Origin of the sequence: Novosphingobium pentaromativorans US6-1 (genome assembly GCF_000767465.1) — a bacterium.
GTDB lineage: Bacteria > Pseudomonadota > Alphaproteobacteria > Sphingomonadales > Sphingomonadaceae > Novosphingobium > Novosphingobium pentaromativorans.
Map to the genome: position 1 here is coordinate 3,420,925 of NZ_CP009291.1, position 15,409 is coordinate 3,436,333.

Genomic DNA, 15,409 nt, shown 5'->3' on the forward strand with positions numbered 1-15,409 from the left:
GATGGTCGTCGAAGTGACAAGTGCCGTTCTGGCAAGATTGCTCGAAGAAGCGCAAAAGGCGGCTCCGCGTGAATGCTGCGGGGTGCTGATGGGACAGGGAACGCGCATAGATGAGGTGCGCGCGGCCGCCAATCTGGCGCCCGAGCCCGAGCGCCGGTTCGAGATCGATCCTCTGGTCCTGCTCGCCTCGCACAAGGAAGCGCGCGCGGGCGGCAGGCAGGTCGTGGGCTATTACCATTCGCATCCGGCCGGTCATCCGGTCCCCTCGGCAACCGACTGTGAGCACGCTTCGGGCGACCGGCGGGTCTGGGCAATCGTTGCCGGAGAACAAGTTGCTCTCTGGCGAGACGGGGCTGAAGGCTTCGAGAGGATCGAAATGCGCGTTACGGACGCTTGAAGCGGGGCATTTCGAAGAAATCCACCGGCATTAGGAACGGTCGAACGGAATTCGTCGGCCGCACCTGTTGCTTTCTGGCGCCAGAGCGGGAAAGGTCCTTCGCAAACGGGGTGGGAATTGCGCGGGCGGCGATGGTCGCCGACCTGCAGGCAATTGCCTGAAACCCGGACTGAAAAAACGAGAGCTTTTGATTGATGACCATCAGTCCCGTCGAACTTGCCAGCCTCCTGTGTTCACGCCTTTGCCACGACATGCTCAGCCCGGTGGGCGCCCTGACCAACGGCCTTGAGCTGCTGGCGGACGAAAAAGACCCGGAGATGCGCCAGCGCTGCTTCGAACTGCTTGACCAGAGCGCGCGCATATCGGCCGACAAGCTCAAGTTCTTCCGCCTCGCCTTCGGTGCAGCCGGCGGTTTCGGAGAGATGGTCCCGGTGAACGAGGCGCGGGCGCTGATCGATGCACTGGTCGCCAGCAATGCGCGCATCTCGGTCAACTGGTCCTTTGCAAGCGATGTCATGCCCAAGCCCGCGATCAAGACCCTGCTGAACTTCGGGCTGATCGGCATCGAGGCCCTGCCCCGCGGCGGCACCATCGACTTTGCGGCGGAACTGCGCGACGGGGCGAGCGAGATTGTGGTACGCTCCGCCGGTCCGCGGATCGCATTTGACCGTGATATCGGCCGTGCGCTGGAAGGTTCGCTGCCCGATGGCGAGCTGTCGAGCCGGACCGCCCCGGCGGCCATGCTCCATCAGCTGGCGCAAGATGCCGGGGGTGGGCTGCAGTTTGCGCTTGCCGAAGACGCGCTGGTGCTTGGCGCCGTTCTTCCGGGGGCCTGAAGGATCGCAGGAATCGACCAGATGGGAGCTCGACGATGAATCGATGGTTGGTCAATCACGTCGTCGCGTCTCCCAACTGCAACATGCGCAAACGGCCGATCTCGATGGTCGTGCTGCATTACACCGGCATGAAGTCGGCGCAGGAAGCGCTGGAGCGGATGTGCGATCCGCAGGCCGAGGTTTCCGCCCACTACATGATCGACGAAGACGGGATCGTCACCAACCTGGTGCCCGAGGAAAAGCGGGCCTGGCATGCCGGGCGCTCCTACTGGCGCGGCGAAGTTGACGTGAATTCGGCCAGCATCGGCATTGAACTGGTCAATCCGGGGCATGAATTCGGCTATCGTCCGTTTCCCGAACCGCAGATGGATGCGCTGCTGCCGCTCCTGGCGGACATCATGGACCGCCATGACATCCCGCGCGCCAACGTGGTCGGCCATTCTGACATCGCGCCGGCCCGCAAGCAGGATCCCGGTGAGTACTTCGACTGGGCCCGGCTCGGCGAACTCGGGCTCGCGCTCGATATCCCCAGGGCCAAGATGAACCTGTTCTACGATAATCCGGGGGCCTTCTACCTCGCGCTTGAACGGTTCGGCTACGATATCACCGACGGGCGCGCAGCCGTGCGGGCGTTTCAACGGCGCTGGCGGCCAGAAATCATCGATGGTGAAATCGATGGGGAGATCGGGGGAATCCTGTTCGAACTCTTGTTGGAGCGTGACACCGGTCGTGCTAGGTGACCGCTCGCCGGGGAGCTGGGCAGCCGCGTCCTTTGTCAGGCTCTTCATGGGCATGGCATAGGCCGAGGAAAGTCCGGGCTCCACGAAACAAGGGTGGCGGGTAACGCCCGCCGGGCGACGCTCGCGCAGGCGAGGGGAAGCTTAGGGACAGTGCCACAGAGAGCAGACCGCCGATGCCTCTTCGCGAGGCAGGCAAGGGTGAAAGGGTGCGGTAAAAGCGCACCGCGCTTCCGGTAACGGCAAGCGGCATGGTAAACCCCACCCGGAGCAAGACCGAATAGGGGCTGCTGGCCTTAGGCTTTCGAGCCGAAAGGCGGGTCGGTTTCGGACCCAGGCAGCCCGGGTTGGTCGCTGGAGCGGCGCGGCAATGCGTCGCCGAGAGGAATGGCTGCCGCCGCGGCGTAAGGTCCCAGTCTTGGGAGACCACGCCAGGCACAGAACCCGGCTTACAGGCTCCCCGGCAAATGGCTCGCGTCAACGACGCGAGCCGGACTTTCGCAATGACGGATCAGGCGCAATGACGGTTCAGGCCGCTGCGGCGAAAGTGGCGATGGCGCCGGCTTCGTCCTCACGGGCCTGGATGAACCAGCGCTCGGTACCTTCGATACCGATGGCGGTCAGTGTGCCGAAGACAAATGCGCCGGTGTCGATGCCGATGCGGTTGCTGCGCACTTGCGGCTCCTCGGCAATCGTGTGGCCATGGATGACGAAAGCGCCGAAATCGCCGTTGTGGCTGAGAAACGGCTCGCGGATCCAGCGGCAATCACGGCCAAGCTGGTGATCGAGCGGCGTCTGCGGCCGGATTCCGGCATGCACGAACAGGTAGTCGCCATTGCGGATCAGCTTGGTGAAACTGTCGAGGAACTCGATATCGTCGTGCGGGATCGTCTCGATCATGCGCTTCTGCAGCTCGTCAGGCTGCGCTTCGTCGATGAATGTTTCGTCGATGCCGTAGGACATTATGGTTTCGCGGCCGCCGAACTTCAGAAAGCTGCGCAGCACATCGGGATTCGACATGCTCGCGATCAGCATTTCCTCGTGATTGCCCTTGATGAACTCGAGCTGGCGGCTTTTTGCCCATTCCTTCGCGCGTGCAACAACGGCAGCGCTGTCGGGACCGCGGTCAATGAGGTCGCCCAGCAGGATCACTGTTGTGTTTGCGTGTCCCCTGGCGCCGTCGTCCTGCTCGATTGCCTCGATCAGCGAGTTGAACAGGTCGATCCGGCCATGGATGTCGCCAATGGCATAGACCCGATCTCCTGAATCCAGGCTCGGGATTCGGGCCGTTTTGTGACGTCCCAGCATGGTGCGGATCTTTGTGAACATTCTGGTTCGGGAGTTATAGGCCCCAAGGGAACGACGGACAAGGCAAAGCGCTTGGTGTTTTGCCTTGTTGCAAAAAGTACACACTTTCTTGCTCGTGTGTTGCTCAATTGAAATTTTTCTTGTGCCATACAGTGGTGCAGTGCAGCATTGCGGGGCTGGCAAGATCGGTTCCACATAGAGAGCTGACGGCCAAGCGCAGGTGGGACGATGCATTGATAAGAAAGTTAGTGAGGGAATGAATATGCTTACGTCCGTCCGTGGCCTTTTCGCTGCAACTCTTTTCGCGGGTGCCGCACTCGCAGCAACCCCGGCATTCGCCGATGACGCCGGTGTCCCTTCGGACATCACCATCTCGGGCAATGCCTCGCTGGTTACCGAATACCGCTTCCGCGGCGTTGACCTCTCCGGCGGCGACATCGCTGTCCAGGGCGGCGTTGACATCAGCCACTCGAGCGGCTTCTACGTCGGCACCTGGGGTTCTTCGCTTGACGAGGACACCGTTGGTTTCGGTCACACCGAGCTCGACCTTTACGGCGGCTGGTCTGGTGAGATCGCGAGCGGCGTTTCGGGCGACATCGGCGTTATCTACTACGCCTATCCGAACGCGCCCGCCGGTGACACCGACTACGTCGAATTATACGGCTCGCTCAGCAAGACACTCGGCCCCGTGGATGCGACCGTTGGCGTTGCCTACGCTCCGAAGCAGGACTCGCTCGGCGGTACCGACAACTTCTACGTCTACACCGACCTCGGCGTTGCCGTGCCCAACACGCCGGTCAGCCTCAAGGGACACATCGGCTACACCGACGGTTTCCTGACCTTCACCAACGACGGCGATGCCTTCGACTGGTCGGTTGGCGCCGAATTCGCAGTGAACAGCAACCTGTCGGTCGGCGTGTCCTATGTCGATGCGCAGGGTGACTACCTGCCCGGCGACTACAAGTTCACCGACGGTGCCGTTGTCGGTTCGCTCTCGGTCTCGTTCTGATCGATAGCTGAACGCGATTGAACTCGCAGGAGGGCCCGCCCGGAATTTCCGGGCGGGTTTTTCTTCGCCTGCTTCAGGTCACTTCAGATAGAAGTTGACGGTCGTGACGACGCGAACCTTCTTGTAAGGTGTGTCAGAGACGCCATAGCCGCCGGTCTCGCCGTCCCGGGCATCGATGGAAAAGTAACCCTGGGTCGCGTTCTTGATGGAGCCGACTTCTGCCCCGCTGTCTTTCGCGAACTGCTCTGCCGCTGCGCGAGCGTCCTTGGTCGCATCGGCCACCATCTCCGGCTTGATGTCGTTGAGCTTGGTGAAGGTATAGGCCATGCCCGAGCCTTCCTCGAGGACGACACCCCGGCGAACGAGTTCGAACTGCTTCCTTACCGCATCCTGGGCACGTTTGATGTCGGTGCTGCGTAGGGTCATGCGCTGGCGTACAGTGAATGTCGGCACGCCGTTGTCCTTGTATTGCGAGACGTTGACGCCGGTCGGCTGCAGGGCCTCCGCCGGAAATCCCAGTTCGCGAAAGAAACCGCGGATATGCGCGGTATCGCGATCCACACTGCCTTGCGCATCGGACAGGTTTCCGGCGCTGGCGGAATAGGCGATGGTCCAGGTCGCGAGATCGGCGGTGACGTCGCGTTCCGCAAGTCCGCGCACGGTGACCGACCTGTCCGCATGTTGGGCGCGCTTTAGCCCGTCGCCAAGGCCGAAACCGCCGACGATCATGCCGATCGCCAATATGGTGGAACTGGCCAACCATCGCTTCGTCGTCGTCTGGGCGAAGAACCCGGTGGAGCGGGGGGCATTATCTGGGCTATGCTCAGTCATCGCAGGTCTCCCTCTTGGCCGTGCATTCTTGCCGATGCCTGGCTTTATCTGCGATGAACCGTTTCATGTCAGCGATGAACTGAAGGAATATTCGTGCTCAAGTACCTCCACACCATGGTCCGGGTCAGCGATCCGGACGCAACGATCCGCTTCTTCGAACTGATCGGCCTGAAGGAGACCCGCCGATTCTCGAGCGAGCAGGGGCGGTTCACCCTGATCTACCTGGCCGCGCCGGGACAGGAAGAGGCCGAGGTCGAGCTGACCTATAACTGGCCCGGCGAGGATGGATCGCAGGAAGAATATACCGGCGGCCGCAACTTCGGACATCTCGCCTTCAGCGTCGACAATATCTACGAGACCTGCCAGCGGTTGATGGATGCGGGCGTAACGATCAACCGACCACCGCGCGATGGCCATATGGCTTTCGTGCGCACGCCGGACGAAATCTCCATCGAGCTGTTGCAGGACGGCGGCCGGCTCGAGCCGGCTGAGCCTTGGGCAAGCATGCCGAACGTCGGCAGCTGGTAAGCGAAAGGCATAGCGAGGCGCCGGCCCACGCTTGCGGGCCGGCGCACGCAGTCAGGCAGCGCCTGGCGAAGGCGACTTGGCGAAGCGCAGGATCGTGTATCCGAGCAGGGCAGAGAACAGCGATCCGACCAGGACACCGAGTTTCGCCTCTTCGATCAGAAGCGGATACTTGGGAAAGGCCAGAGCGCCGATGAACAGGCTCATGGTGAAGCCGATTCCGCACAGCACGGCCATGCCCCACAACTGGACCCAGGAGGCCCCGGCCGGACGCGGTGCGAAGCCCAGCCTGTCGGCAATGACGATCGCGGCGAAAATGCCGATCTGCTTGCCGATGAACAGTCCGAGCGCGACGCCGAACGGAACCGGATCGAGCAGGCCGTCGAGGCCGATCCCGCTCAGGGCTACACCGGCGTTCGCAAATCCGAACAGCGGAACGATTACATAGCTGTTCCATGGGACCAGTGCGTGTTCGAGGCGGAGCAGCATGCTGTCTCCGCGATAAAGGGGCTTGAGCGGAATCGTGAAGGCCAGCACGACGCCGGCAATCGTGGCGTGAATGCCGGTGTTGAGCACGCAGTACCACAGTCCCAGGCCCAGCAGCATGTAGACCCACAGGTGATGGACGCCGCGGCGGTTCGCAAGGATCAGTCCCGCGAGCAGGATCAGCGCGCCCACGCCCCACATCATCTTGATCTGCGCGGTATAGAACAGCGCGATGATGACGACAGCGCCCAGGTCGTCGACAATGGCCACCGTGAGCAGGAAGAGGCGCAGCGAGGGCGGGATGCGATTGCCGAGCAGGCCGAGGACGCCCACTGCGAAGGCGATGTCCGTCGCCGCGGGAATCGCCCAACCGCGCTGCATCGGCTGACCGCTCCCTGCTGCCGCCAGATAGATCAGGGCCGGGGCGATCATGCCGGCTGCGGCGGCCAGGACCGGAAGTCGACGCTTGGCGGCACTCGAAAGCTCGCCATCAAGGATCTCGCGCTTGATCTCCAGGCCGACGACGAAGAAGAAAATCGCCATCAGCGCATCGTTGATCCACATGTGCAGGCTGTCGAGCTTGGCGATTGGCGTCCAGCTGAGTTCATGATGGAACAAGTAATGGTAATCGTGCGCCAGCGGTGAGTTGGCCGCAGTAAGTGCGAGTGCGGTGACAATGATCAGCAGGATACCTGCCGATGCTTCACCGCCCATTAACTTTGTGAAAGCGCGCGCCAGATTGTTGGCGAAATGTCTTTTCAGGCTCATAATTCGGCTACTGTCAGGCTTTCTGGTCAGGTTTGCATTCAAATACTTCGTTAAATCTCTTGAACAAGATTTGACAGGTATTGATGCGATTGGGGGAAAATTTGGATTGGATTGAAGCCGTAAGGCCAGTCATTACAGTCCTGCAACTTGTTGAACAGGAACTTATGCTGTTCGCGGCGTTCTGGTTTCTGCTCGGGGCCATCGATGACATTGCCGTCGATCTGTGCTGGATCTGGCTGCGGCTGACCGGGCGCGCCTGTGCGGGATACGTCAGCCGGGAAGCCGCCGCGGCGCCGCTGGGCGGGCGTGCTGCAGTGTTCATCGCCGCCTGGCAGGAAGAGCAGGTCATCGGCCATACCATCCACCATGCCCTCTCGGTCTGGAAGCAAGCTGAATTCATCCTCTATGTCGGCTGTTACGGGAATGATCCAGCCACGATTTCGGCAGCCATGGCAGGTGCCGGCAATGATCCGCGCGTCAGGATCGTGATCCACCACAATGCCGGACCGACGACCAAAGCAGATTGCCTGAACCGCCTCTACACCGCCTTGTGTGACGACGAGCGACGGTACGGATACCGCTTCAAGAGCATAGTCTTGCACGATTCCGAGGACATGGTCCACCCGGCGGAGCTTGCTGTCATCGATGGCGCACTGTCGGACGCGGACTTCGTGCAGTTGCCGGTCTGGCCCGAGCCGCAACCGGGGTCGCCATGGATTGGCGGCCACTACGCGGACGAATTCACCGAATCCCATGCCAAATCGCTGGTCGTACGTAATGCTCTGGGCGCGGCCATTCCGGCAGCCGGCGTAGCCTGTGGCTTCTCGCGCGAGATGATCGCCCGGATCGCCGGGTATCGCCATGCGGAGGGCGGGCCGGGGCCATTTGCCTCGGAATGCCTGACCGAGGATTACGAACTGGGCTTGCTGGTGCGGCGGGAAGGGGGGCGCTCCCGTTTCCTGCGTGCCCGCGATGCCGAAGGCCAACTCGTTGCCACACGCGCCTATTTTCCCTCGCGACTTGAGGATGCAGTGCGTCAGAAGACGCGCTGGATTCACGGTATCGCGTTCCAGGGCTGGGACCGCCTGGGGTGGGACCGGGGCTTTGCCGATTTCTGGATGGCCTTGCGCGACAGGCGCGGACCGCTCACCGCTTTCGTTCTGGGCACAGGCTACATCCTGCTCGTGATCGAAGGCGTGTTCGGCGTCTTGCGCCTTGCCGGATGGCACTCGCAACTGGCGATGTCGCCGGCATTGAAGATCATGCTGCTGCTGTGCCTTGCCAGTTCACTGTGGCGCGCGTTTGTCCGTTTCGTCTTCACCGCTCGCGAATACGGCGCCCTGGAAGGCCTGCGCGCGGTGCTGCGCATCCCGGTTGCCAACTTTATCACGATCGTTGCAGGTCGCCGCGCGCTCATGCGCTATATCCGCACCCTTCGCGGGGAGGCGGTTACCTGGGACAAGACCCGGCACGACGTGCACCCGGCCCATGCTTCGAAACCCTTGGGAGCTGCTCGGTGAGCGGCCCTACGCAGGTTCGCGGGCAACCGCTGGTCGCGCTGCTGGCGCTCGCCGGGGGCTGGATCGGCGGCCGGGCCTTGACCTGGGAACCACCTGTTCTGATCCAGGAGGCGGTGGCGAGCGAGACCCTCCATCGGCCGGCAAGTGCGGCAAAGGATGGTCAATTCCGGTTCGACAGGTCGATCGGGCCGCAATCGTTGCCCGGAGGCGGGCGCCCTCGCGCCGAATCCCATCCCCTGCGGCTCGCAGCCGTATCGGCACCGGGCGCGGCATCGCCCGGTCGCGGGCAGGTCGCTCGAAGCATTCCTGAGCCGATCCGCGGCGCACCGACGTGGTCACCGGGCAACTGGGACCTTGCCGACCTGGCGGCAGATCGAATGGCGTCGATGCACGGATCCGGTCTGCTGTTGGGCGAAGCCGGCCAGCATATGCCCGGAGCCGGTCTCGCGGTTCAGCCTGAACCCCCTTCAGCCGTCGGTTCAAGCGTGACGTCAGGCAGGGGCGCGATTACCGGGAAGATCAAAGCTGTGGCCGACCCGCAATCGCCGCAGGAGACCGGCCCGAAGCGCTGGTCGGGGGATGCCTGGGCGCTGCTGCGCTCGAGCGGCGATACCGCGCTCGCAGCGGGGGCCTTGCCTGCGACTTATGGGGCGAGTCAGGCGGGTGCAGTGCTGCGCTATCGTATCGCACCGAGCAGCGACCACCGGCCCACCGCCTATCTCCGATCGACTTCGACCCTTGGAGCGGTGCGGCAGACCTCGGCGGCATTGGGTCTTTCCGCGCGACCCGTTCCGTCCGTGCCGATAGTCGGTGCGCTGGAAGGGCGGCTGACCGACGATATCGGTCGGCGCAGGTTCCAGCCCGTCGCCATGGCCGTGACGGAGCTTCAACCCTTTGAACTGGCTATGGGGATGCGGGCAGAGGCTTATGGCCAGGCGGGCTACGTCGGCGGAAAGTTCGCAACTGCCTTTGCCGATGGACAATTGCGGGCCGATCGCGCCCTGCTTTCTGTCGGACGGTACGATGCAAGGCTTGGCTTGGGCCTGTGGGGCGGCGTCCAGAAAGGGGCTGGTCGACTCGACTTCGGACCTTCGGCGACCGTTTCCGCGCCGCTGGGCAGGGGAGCGTTCGGCCGCCTTGCGTTCGATTGGCGCTTCCGGTTCCTGGGCAATGCCAATCCCGGTTCCGGTCCGGCCGTGACTCTTTCCGCAGGTTTCTGAATCGCTGCTTTTCTCCGCCGCCACGCTGCGGTAGCGAGATAGCAGTAATGGACGTCTATCTTCCCATCGCCAATCTATCGGTCAACGGCCTGATCATCGTCGGCCTTGGCGCGATCACCGGCCTCCTTTCGGGGATCTTCGGTGTGGGCGGCGGATTTCTGACGACGCCGCTGATGATCTTCTACGGCATACCGCCCACGGTCGCCGCGGCATCGGCTGCCAGCCAGGTGACCGGTGCAAGCGTGTCGGGGGTCTTTGCGCATACCCGGCGCGGCGGGGTGGATTACCAGATGGGCGCAGTCATGGTCGCGGGCGGCATCATCGGCACCGGGATCGGTGCCTTGCTGTTCAACCTGCTCGCCCAGCTCGGCCAGATCGATACCGTCATCAACATTCTCTACGTCCTCCTGCTCGGTTCGATCGGCGGCCTGATGGCGAAAGAGAGCATCCAGTCGATCCGGGCAGAGCGCAGCGGCGTCTCTATGGCGGCGAAGAAGCGGCGCCACCACCCGATGGTCGCAAGCCTGCCGATGCGCTGGCGCTTCTATCGATCCGGGCTCTACATTTCGCCGCTTGCGCCGCTCCTGCTTGGCATTGGCACGGGCATCCTGACGATGCTCATGGGTATCGGCGGCGGCTTCATCCTCGTGCCGGCGATGCTCTACATCCTGGGCATGAGCGCCAATGTCGTGGTCGGTACGTCGCTGTTCCAGATCCTGTTCGTGACGATGGCGACGACGATGATGCACGCCCTCACGACCCACGCGATCGACATTGTCCTCGCCTCGCTGCTGTTGTTCGGCTCGGTGACGGGCGCGCAGCTGGGTGCGCAGTTCGCGCAGAAGGCGAGCCCGGTGAAACTGCGCCTCGTGCTGGCCATCATCGTCCTCGTGGTTGCGGCGCGCATGGCGCTCGGGCTGGGATACCGGCCTGACGACATCTACACGATGGCGCCGCTGTGAAGCGCCTGCGGGCGTCGCTGTGCGCGCTGATGGCGCTGTTCCTGCTGTCGGGAGCCCGCGATCCGATCCTCGTGCCCGAAGTCTCGCAGCACGAAGTCGATCTCCAGCAAGGCTTCACCGGCACCGAACTGCTCCTCTTCGGAGCGATCCTGACGCCGGAAGGCTCCCGCGCGGCGCAGGACTATGACATCGTCGTCGTTCTCAAGGGGCCGACTCAGTCGATCGTCCTGCGCGAGAAGCAGAAAGTCGCCGGGATCTGGATCAATGCGGCAAGTACCGAATTCCGCTCCGCTCCGTCCTACTATGCGATCGCTTCGACACGCCCCATCTCCGAAATCGTCGACGACAAGACCGCCGCCATCTACGAACTGGGCCTTCAGTGGCTGCAGCTTTCACCCATTGGGGCGATCAATCCGGAAGAGCAGTCGCGGTTTTCGGCAGGGCTTGTGGAACTGAACCAGAAGCATGGCCTCTATCGTGAAAGCGAGGGCAGCGTGAAGGTGAGCGAACAGGTGCTCTATCAGGCGCGCATCGACCTGCCGTCCAGCGTGCCGATCGGTACCTATACCGCTGAAACGTTTGCGATATCGAGGGGCCGTGTGGTCGCCTCGGCCTCGAGCGAAGTTGAGGTGCGCAAGCTTGGCTTCGAGCGCGCCGTGGCGAATTTCTCGGATAACTACGGCTTCGTCTATGGACTGCTCGCCGTTTTCGTCTCGGTAGGCATGGGCTGGCTTGCAGGCCGCCTGTTCGCACTGATCTGATCCCAGGTTGGCTGGCGCCTGCAAGAGGCGTCCCTGTGCGTCGATGCAATCGTGTGTGCATTTTAGCCGGAAATTAACTCGACAGACCTAGAAACCAAGATCCTTGGCGGCTTTCCAGGTGCTTGATGGATCAGATGCGTATCGATGAGTTTGAGCGTGCAACTCCTGCTGAGCGAAACGTCGATGGGTCATTCAAACCCGTGACGCGCAAGAGCACGGCTGAGCCGATTGGCGTGGTCCTGGAAGTAGCAGGTGCCGGAACGCGCATCGCGTTCGATCTCGAGAAACTTTCCCTGTCTTCGCAGGATCCCGATCCCACCGTCGCCCTGTCCGGGCAGGTCGGCAGCCAGATCAAGATCCGCGTCGGCAATGGCTGGCTGCTTGCCAGCGTACGCAACCAGAAGCAGGACAATGCGGTCCCCGGCGGTATCGTCGCCGACGCCGATTTCCTGGGCGAGGGTGAGGAAGAGCGCCTTACCGGGCGCATTCACAGCTTCCGCCGCGGCGTTACCTTCTTCCCGGTCCCCGGCGCGCCGGTCTATTCCGCGACCAGCGAGGACCTGCGGCAAATTTATGCCAGCGACGGACGCAGCGCGATCCAGATCGGCAACGTCTATCCGACCCGAGACATTCGCGCCGGGCTCTATGTCGATGCGATGCTGGGCAAGCACTTCGCCCTGCTCGGTTCAACCGGTACCGGCAAGTCGACCAGCGCGGCACTGATCCTGCACCGGATCTGCGAGCATGCGCCCGAAGGCCATATCATCATGGTCGACCCGCACGGCGAATATTCCGCGGCGTTCCGCAGCACCGGGGTGATCCTCGATGTCTCCAACCTGCAGATGCCCTACTGGCTGATGAACTTCGAGGAGCACTGCGAAGTCCTGCTGACTTCGCGCGGCGACGACCGCCAGCTCGACGCCGAAATCCTCGGCAAGTGCCTGCTCGAGGCGCGTTCGAAGAACCGGCTCGCCGAGCAGATGGGCAAGATCACCGTCGATTCGCCGATCCCCTACCTGCTCTCGGACCTTGGCAACATCATCAGCAACGCGATGGGCAAGCTCGACAAGGGCCACTCCAGCGCGCCTTACATGCGCATCCGCAACAAGCTCGATGAGCTGAAGGGCGATCCGCGTTACCAGTTCATGTTCTCGGGCATGCTCGTCGGCGATACGATGGCGGACTTCATCTCGACGCTGTTCCGCCTGCCTTCGCGCGGGCGGCCGATTTCGATCATCGACGTCTCGGGCGTGCCTTCGGACATCACTTCGACAGTCGTCGCTGTCCTGAGCCGTCTCGTCTTCGACTTCGCGATCTGGTCGCGGGAGGAAAAAACCCGCCCGATCCTGCTCGTTTGCGAAGAAGCGCACCGCTACGTTCCCAACGAGAAGAACGCCGACGGTTCCTCGGTCGGGCGCATCCTTTCGCGCATCGCCAAGGAGGGCCGCAAGTACGGCATCTCGCTCGGTCTGATCACACAGCGTCCGTCAGACCTGGCCGAAGGCGTGCTGTCGCAGTGCGGCACGATCATCTCGATGCGCCTCAACAACGACCGCGACCAGGCTTTCGTGCGCGCGGCGATGCCGGAAGGCGCGCGCGGCTTCCTCGATTCCATCCCGGCCCTGCGCAACCGGGAGTGCATCATCTGCGGTGAGGGCGTCTCGATCCCGATCCGCGTCTCCTTCGACGACCTCGAGGAATTCAAGCGCCCCGCATCGGACGACCCGTCCTTCACCCAGCTGTGGAACACCAGCGGCGGGGAAGAGGAGATGGTCCAGCGCACCGTCCTGCGCTGGCGCGCCCAGGGCCGCTAGGCCCCCGCTGACCGGTGCCGGTCAGCCCTTGAAGGCGCGGCGCCAGTTGCCCTTCGAATAGTAGGCGAAGGTCAGCAGCAGCGAAGTAAGGCCCCCTACCGGGAAGGCCCACCAGACGGCATCTCCGCCGATCTTCGGGTAGAGCGCATAGTAGAAGCCGAGGCGCGCCGGGTAGAGCGCAACCGCCATGATCACCAGCGGCCCGACAACGGCGCCGTAGGCGCGCATCGTGCCCGACAGGATCATCGTCACCGACATGAACAGGAAGGCGCAGGTGCAGATCAGCTGAATGCGCTCGGCAATCGGCATCGCCGGGCTGTCGCTGCCCAGGAACAGGGCCAGCAGCGGGTGGTCGGCCAGCACGATTATCGCCCCGAGTGCAGTGGTCATCACCAGGTTGCACAGCATCCCCGCGCGCGTGACCTGTCCGACCCGCGCGTGGTTGCCCGCTCCCAGCGATTGGGCCACCATGGCGCTGACCGCCGACCCCACCGCAAGCGCAGGCATCTGCAGGTAGTTCCAGAGCTGCAGCGAGGCCCCGTAGGCGGCGGCGGCATTCAGGCCCTCGCGGTTGACCAGCCCGATCATGATCACACCGGCGGACGAGAACAGGAGCATCTGCGTGCCCATCGGCAAGCCCTTGGTGATGATGTAGCCCAGCTCCTCACGCCGCGGGATGACATAGCGCAACTCCGCCCCGCGCAGCCGCAGCGGCAAGTCCTTGCGGTAGATCTGGCGGATCTGGAACATGGTGCCGGAAAAGTTGGCGAAGGCTGTCGCCATGGCCGACCCGGCGATGCCCAGCGAAGGCACCGGTCCCAGGCCCATGATCAGCAGCGGATTGAGCACGATGTCGAGCATCACCGTCAGGATCATGGCGTTGAGCGGCGTCTTGGAATCGCCCACACCGCGCAGGGCCATCGAGATGATCATCGACATGACCCCGAAAGGCACGGTGACGAAGATCACGCGCAAGTAGGAAAGCGCCTCCTGCACGCTGGCCTGGGGCGTGCCAAGGGCATGAAGCAGGGCGGGCGAGAAGAACCAGCCCAGCGTACCGGTCACCGCGGCGAGCGCCATGCAAAGGCCAAGGCCGGTGCCGAAAGTCGCCCGAACGGCCTGCAAGTCGCGCGCGCCGAAGCGCTGGCTGATGCGCACGGTGGTCGCCATGCCCAGGCCGATGGTCGCCGCAATCACCAGGAACATCACGAGATTGGCATTGGCCGTTGCCGCCAGCGCACTTTCGCCCAGCAGCCGCCCGACCCAGATCGTGTTGATCGAACCGTTGAGGGTCTGCAGCACGTTGGAGAGCAGCATCGGAACCGAGAACAGCAGCAGGGTGCGCAGGATCGGACCTTGCGTGAGGTCGCCGCGCTCATGCTTGCCCGGGGCCCCTTCGGCAAGGGCCTCGGCTTCCATTGGTATTGCTTCGCTCATGTTCCGCGCGTGTCGCCCCAGAGGTGAATGTGAAGTCGGTCGGTAAAGCGCAAGGCATTGTCCAGGCAAAGGTCCGCGAGCCATGCTGAGCGCTGGCGCACAACCTCGCTCGACCGGCCTTCCGGCATCAGGAAGATGCGCTCGCCGGGGATCGCGTAAGTCTGCTGGAGGGCCAGCACTTCCTGAAGATCTTCCGGAGCGGCAATCACGAACTTGAAGAAGGCGCGCGGATCGGCCGACCATGCCGCGAGGCGCTGGGGGATCAGCGCGAGGTCCGCCGGGTTGCCGCTGTGGGCGAGCTTCGGGCTGACATTGAACTGGTGGATCATTGGATCGAGCGCGGCATGGGGGGCAACCGAGCCGTTGGTCTCGACCTCGACATGCATGCCGGGGCGCAGCGCATCCAGCTCGGTAACGAGCCGGGCCAGTGCAGGGCCCTGCAGCAGCGGCTCGCCGCCTGTCAGCACCAGGCGATCCGGGTGCAGGGCGGCCACCCGCGCCGCGACGTCGGCTTCCTCCAGTGTGAGCTGGTTGGCCTTGCGCTCGAAGGCGACGTCGTCGCTGTGCGGACGGTTGTCGCCCTCGAAACGCCAGGTGTAGGCCGTATCGCACCACTGGCAGGCAAGGTTACAGCGCGAGAGCCGCACGAAGGTGCTCGGTCGTCCCATCGACGCACCTTCGCCCTGCAGCGAAGCGAAGATTTCCGGCTCACCCGGCGTGGTCGTGGCAAGGATCAGGGGCATCGCGTGCGGGTTTCGCTTCCGACAGGTTTACACGGTTTACACAGTCCAGGTGCAG

Annotated in this window: 16 protein-coding genes and 1 other RNA gene; 11 read left to right on the top strand and 6 right to left on the bottom strand. The window is 63.3% G+C overall.

Annotated features, from left to right (window positions below; all coding sequences use genetic code 11):
- The first annotated feature begins 1 nt into the window (after position 1).
- Complete coding sequence (locus JI59_RS16105) at positions 2-397, top strand: M67 family metallopeptidase (protein WP_007011613.1); 396 nt, start codon at positions 2-4, stop codon at positions 395-397.
- Here JI59_RS16105 and JI59_RS27415 read toward each other — a convergent pair.
- Positions 384-599: a hypothetical protein gene (locus JI59_RS27415; protein ID WP_007011612.1), complete on the bottom strand. Its 216-nt coding sequence runs from the start codon at positions 597-599 to the stop codon at positions 384-386. The two genes, JI59_RS16105 and JI59_RS27415, sit on opposite strands and share 14 nt — an antisense overlap.
- On the opposite strand from JI59_RS27415, the gene JI59_RS16110 reads away from it, so the two are divergent.
- The 3 genes from JI59_RS16110 (at position 592) to rnpB (ending at position 2,438) form a co-directional block, all read left to right on the top strand.
- Complete coding sequence (locus JI59_RS16110) at positions 592-1,233, top strand: histidine phosphotransferase family protein (protein WP_007011611.1); 642 nt, start codon at positions 592-594, stop codon at positions 1,231-1,233. The genes JI59_RS27415 and JI59_RS16110 overlap by 8 nt on opposite strands.
- A 35-nt stretch (positions 1,234-1,268) precedes the next feature.
- Positions 1,269-1,973, top strand: a complete 705-nt coding sequence (locus JI59_RS16115) for an N-acetylmuramoyl-L-alanine amidase (RefSeq protein WP_007011610.1) — start codon at positions 1,269-1,271, stop codon at positions 1,971-1,973.
- Positions 1,974-1,980: 7 nt separating this feature from the next.
- Positions 1,981-2,438: RNase P RNA component class A (gene rnpB / locus JI59_RS25755), an RNA gene on the top strand.
- A gap of 60 nt (positions 2,439-2,498) precedes the next feature.
- Here the strand turns inward: rnpB and JI59_RS16120 are convergent.
- Positions 2,499-3,299, bottom strand: a complete 801-nt coding sequence (locus tag JI59_RS16120; protein WP_007011609.1) for a metallophosphoesterase — start codon at positions 3,297-3,299, stop codon at positions 2,499-2,501.
- A gap of 241 nt (positions 3,300-3,540) precedes the next feature.
- Between JI59_RS16120 and JI59_RS16125 the strand changes: the two genes are divergently transcribed.
- On the top strand, positions 3,541-4,287 hold the full coding sequence (locus JI59_RS16125) for a TorF family putative porin (RefSeq protein ID WP_007011608.1): 747 nt from the start codon (positions 3,541-3,543) through the stop codon (positions 4,285-4,287).
- Positions 4,288-4,365: 78 nt separating this feature from the next.
- Here the strand turns inward: JI59_RS16125 and JI59_RS16130 are convergent, their stop codons facing one another.
- A complete protein-coding gene (locus JI59_RS16130; protein WP_174888112.1) occupies positions 4,366-5,118 on the bottom strand; it encodes an SIMPL domain-containing protein in 753 nt (250 codons plus the stop codon).
- A gap of 93 nt (positions 5,119-5,211) precedes the next feature.
- Between JI59_RS16130 and JI59_RS16135 the strand changes: the two genes are divergently transcribed.
- Positions 5,212-5,646, top strand: coding sequence for a VOC family protein (locus JI59_RS16135; RefSeq protein ID WP_007011606.1), 435 nt, complete (start codon positions 5,212-5,214; stop codon positions 5,644-5,646).
- A 51-nt stretch (positions 5,647-5,697) separates the two neighbouring features.
- Here JI59_RS16135 and nhaA read toward each other — a convergent pair whose 3' ends face one another.
- Complete coding sequence (nhaA, locus tag JI59_RS16140) at positions 5,698-6,897, bottom strand: Na+/H+ antiporter NhaA (protein ID WP_007011605.1); 1,200 nt, start codon at positions 6,895-6,897, stop codon at positions 5,698-5,700.
- Positions 6,898-6,998: 101 nt separating this feature from the next.
- Here nhaA and JI59_RS16145 point away from each other — a divergent pair, with 101 nt between their 5' ends.
- The 5 genes from JI59_RS16145 (at position 6,999) to JI59_RS16165 (ending at position 13,174) form a co-directional block, all read left to right on the top strand.
- Entirely contained in the window at positions 6,999-8,417 is a 1,419-nt protein-coding gene (locus JI59_RS16145) for a glycosyl transferase family protein (protein ID WP_274378211.1), read from the top strand.
- Positions 8,414-9,637, top strand: a complete 1,224-nt coding sequence (locus JI59_RS16150) for a hypothetical protein (protein ID WP_007011603.1) — start codon at positions 8,414-8,416, stop codon at positions 9,635-9,637. The genes JI59_RS16145 and JI59_RS16150 overlap by 4 nt, the downstream gene beginning before the upstream one ends.
- Positions 9,638-9,684: 47 nt before the next feature.
- Positions 9,685-10,599, top strand: coding sequence for a sulfite exporter TauE/SafE family protein (locus JI59_RS16155; protein WP_007011602.1), 915 nt, complete (start codon positions 9,685-9,687; stop codon positions 10,597-10,599).
- Complete coding sequence (locus JI59_RS16160; RefSeq protein ID WP_007011601.1) at positions 10,596-11,360, top strand: TIGR02186 family protein; 765 nt, start codon at positions 10,596-10,598, stop codon at positions 11,358-11,360. Before JI59_RS16155 ends, JI59_RS16160 begins: the two co-directional genes overlap by 4 nt.
- Positions 11,361-11,485: 125 nt before the next feature.
- On the top strand, positions 11,486-13,174 hold the full coding sequence (locus JI59_RS16165; RefSeq protein ID WP_007011600.1) for an ATP-binding protein: 1,689 nt from the start codon (positions 11,486-11,488) through the stop codon (positions 13,172-13,174).
- A gap of 21 nt (positions 13,175-13,195) precedes the next feature.
- On the opposite strand, the gene JI59_RS16170 is transcribed toward JI59_RS16165, so the two are convergent.
- A complete protein-coding gene (locus JI59_RS16170; protein WP_007011599.1) occupies positions 13,196-14,593 on the bottom strand; it encodes an MATE family efflux transporter in 1,398 nt (465 codons plus the stop codon).
- Between the two features lie 14 nt (positions 14,594-14,607).
- A complete protein-coding gene (locus JI59_RS16175) occupies positions 14,608-15,354 on the bottom strand; it encodes a 7-carboxy-7-deazaguanine synthase QueE (protein ID WP_007011598.1) in 747 nt (248 codons plus the stop codon).
- Positions 15,355-15,409 lie beyond the last annotated feature (55 nt).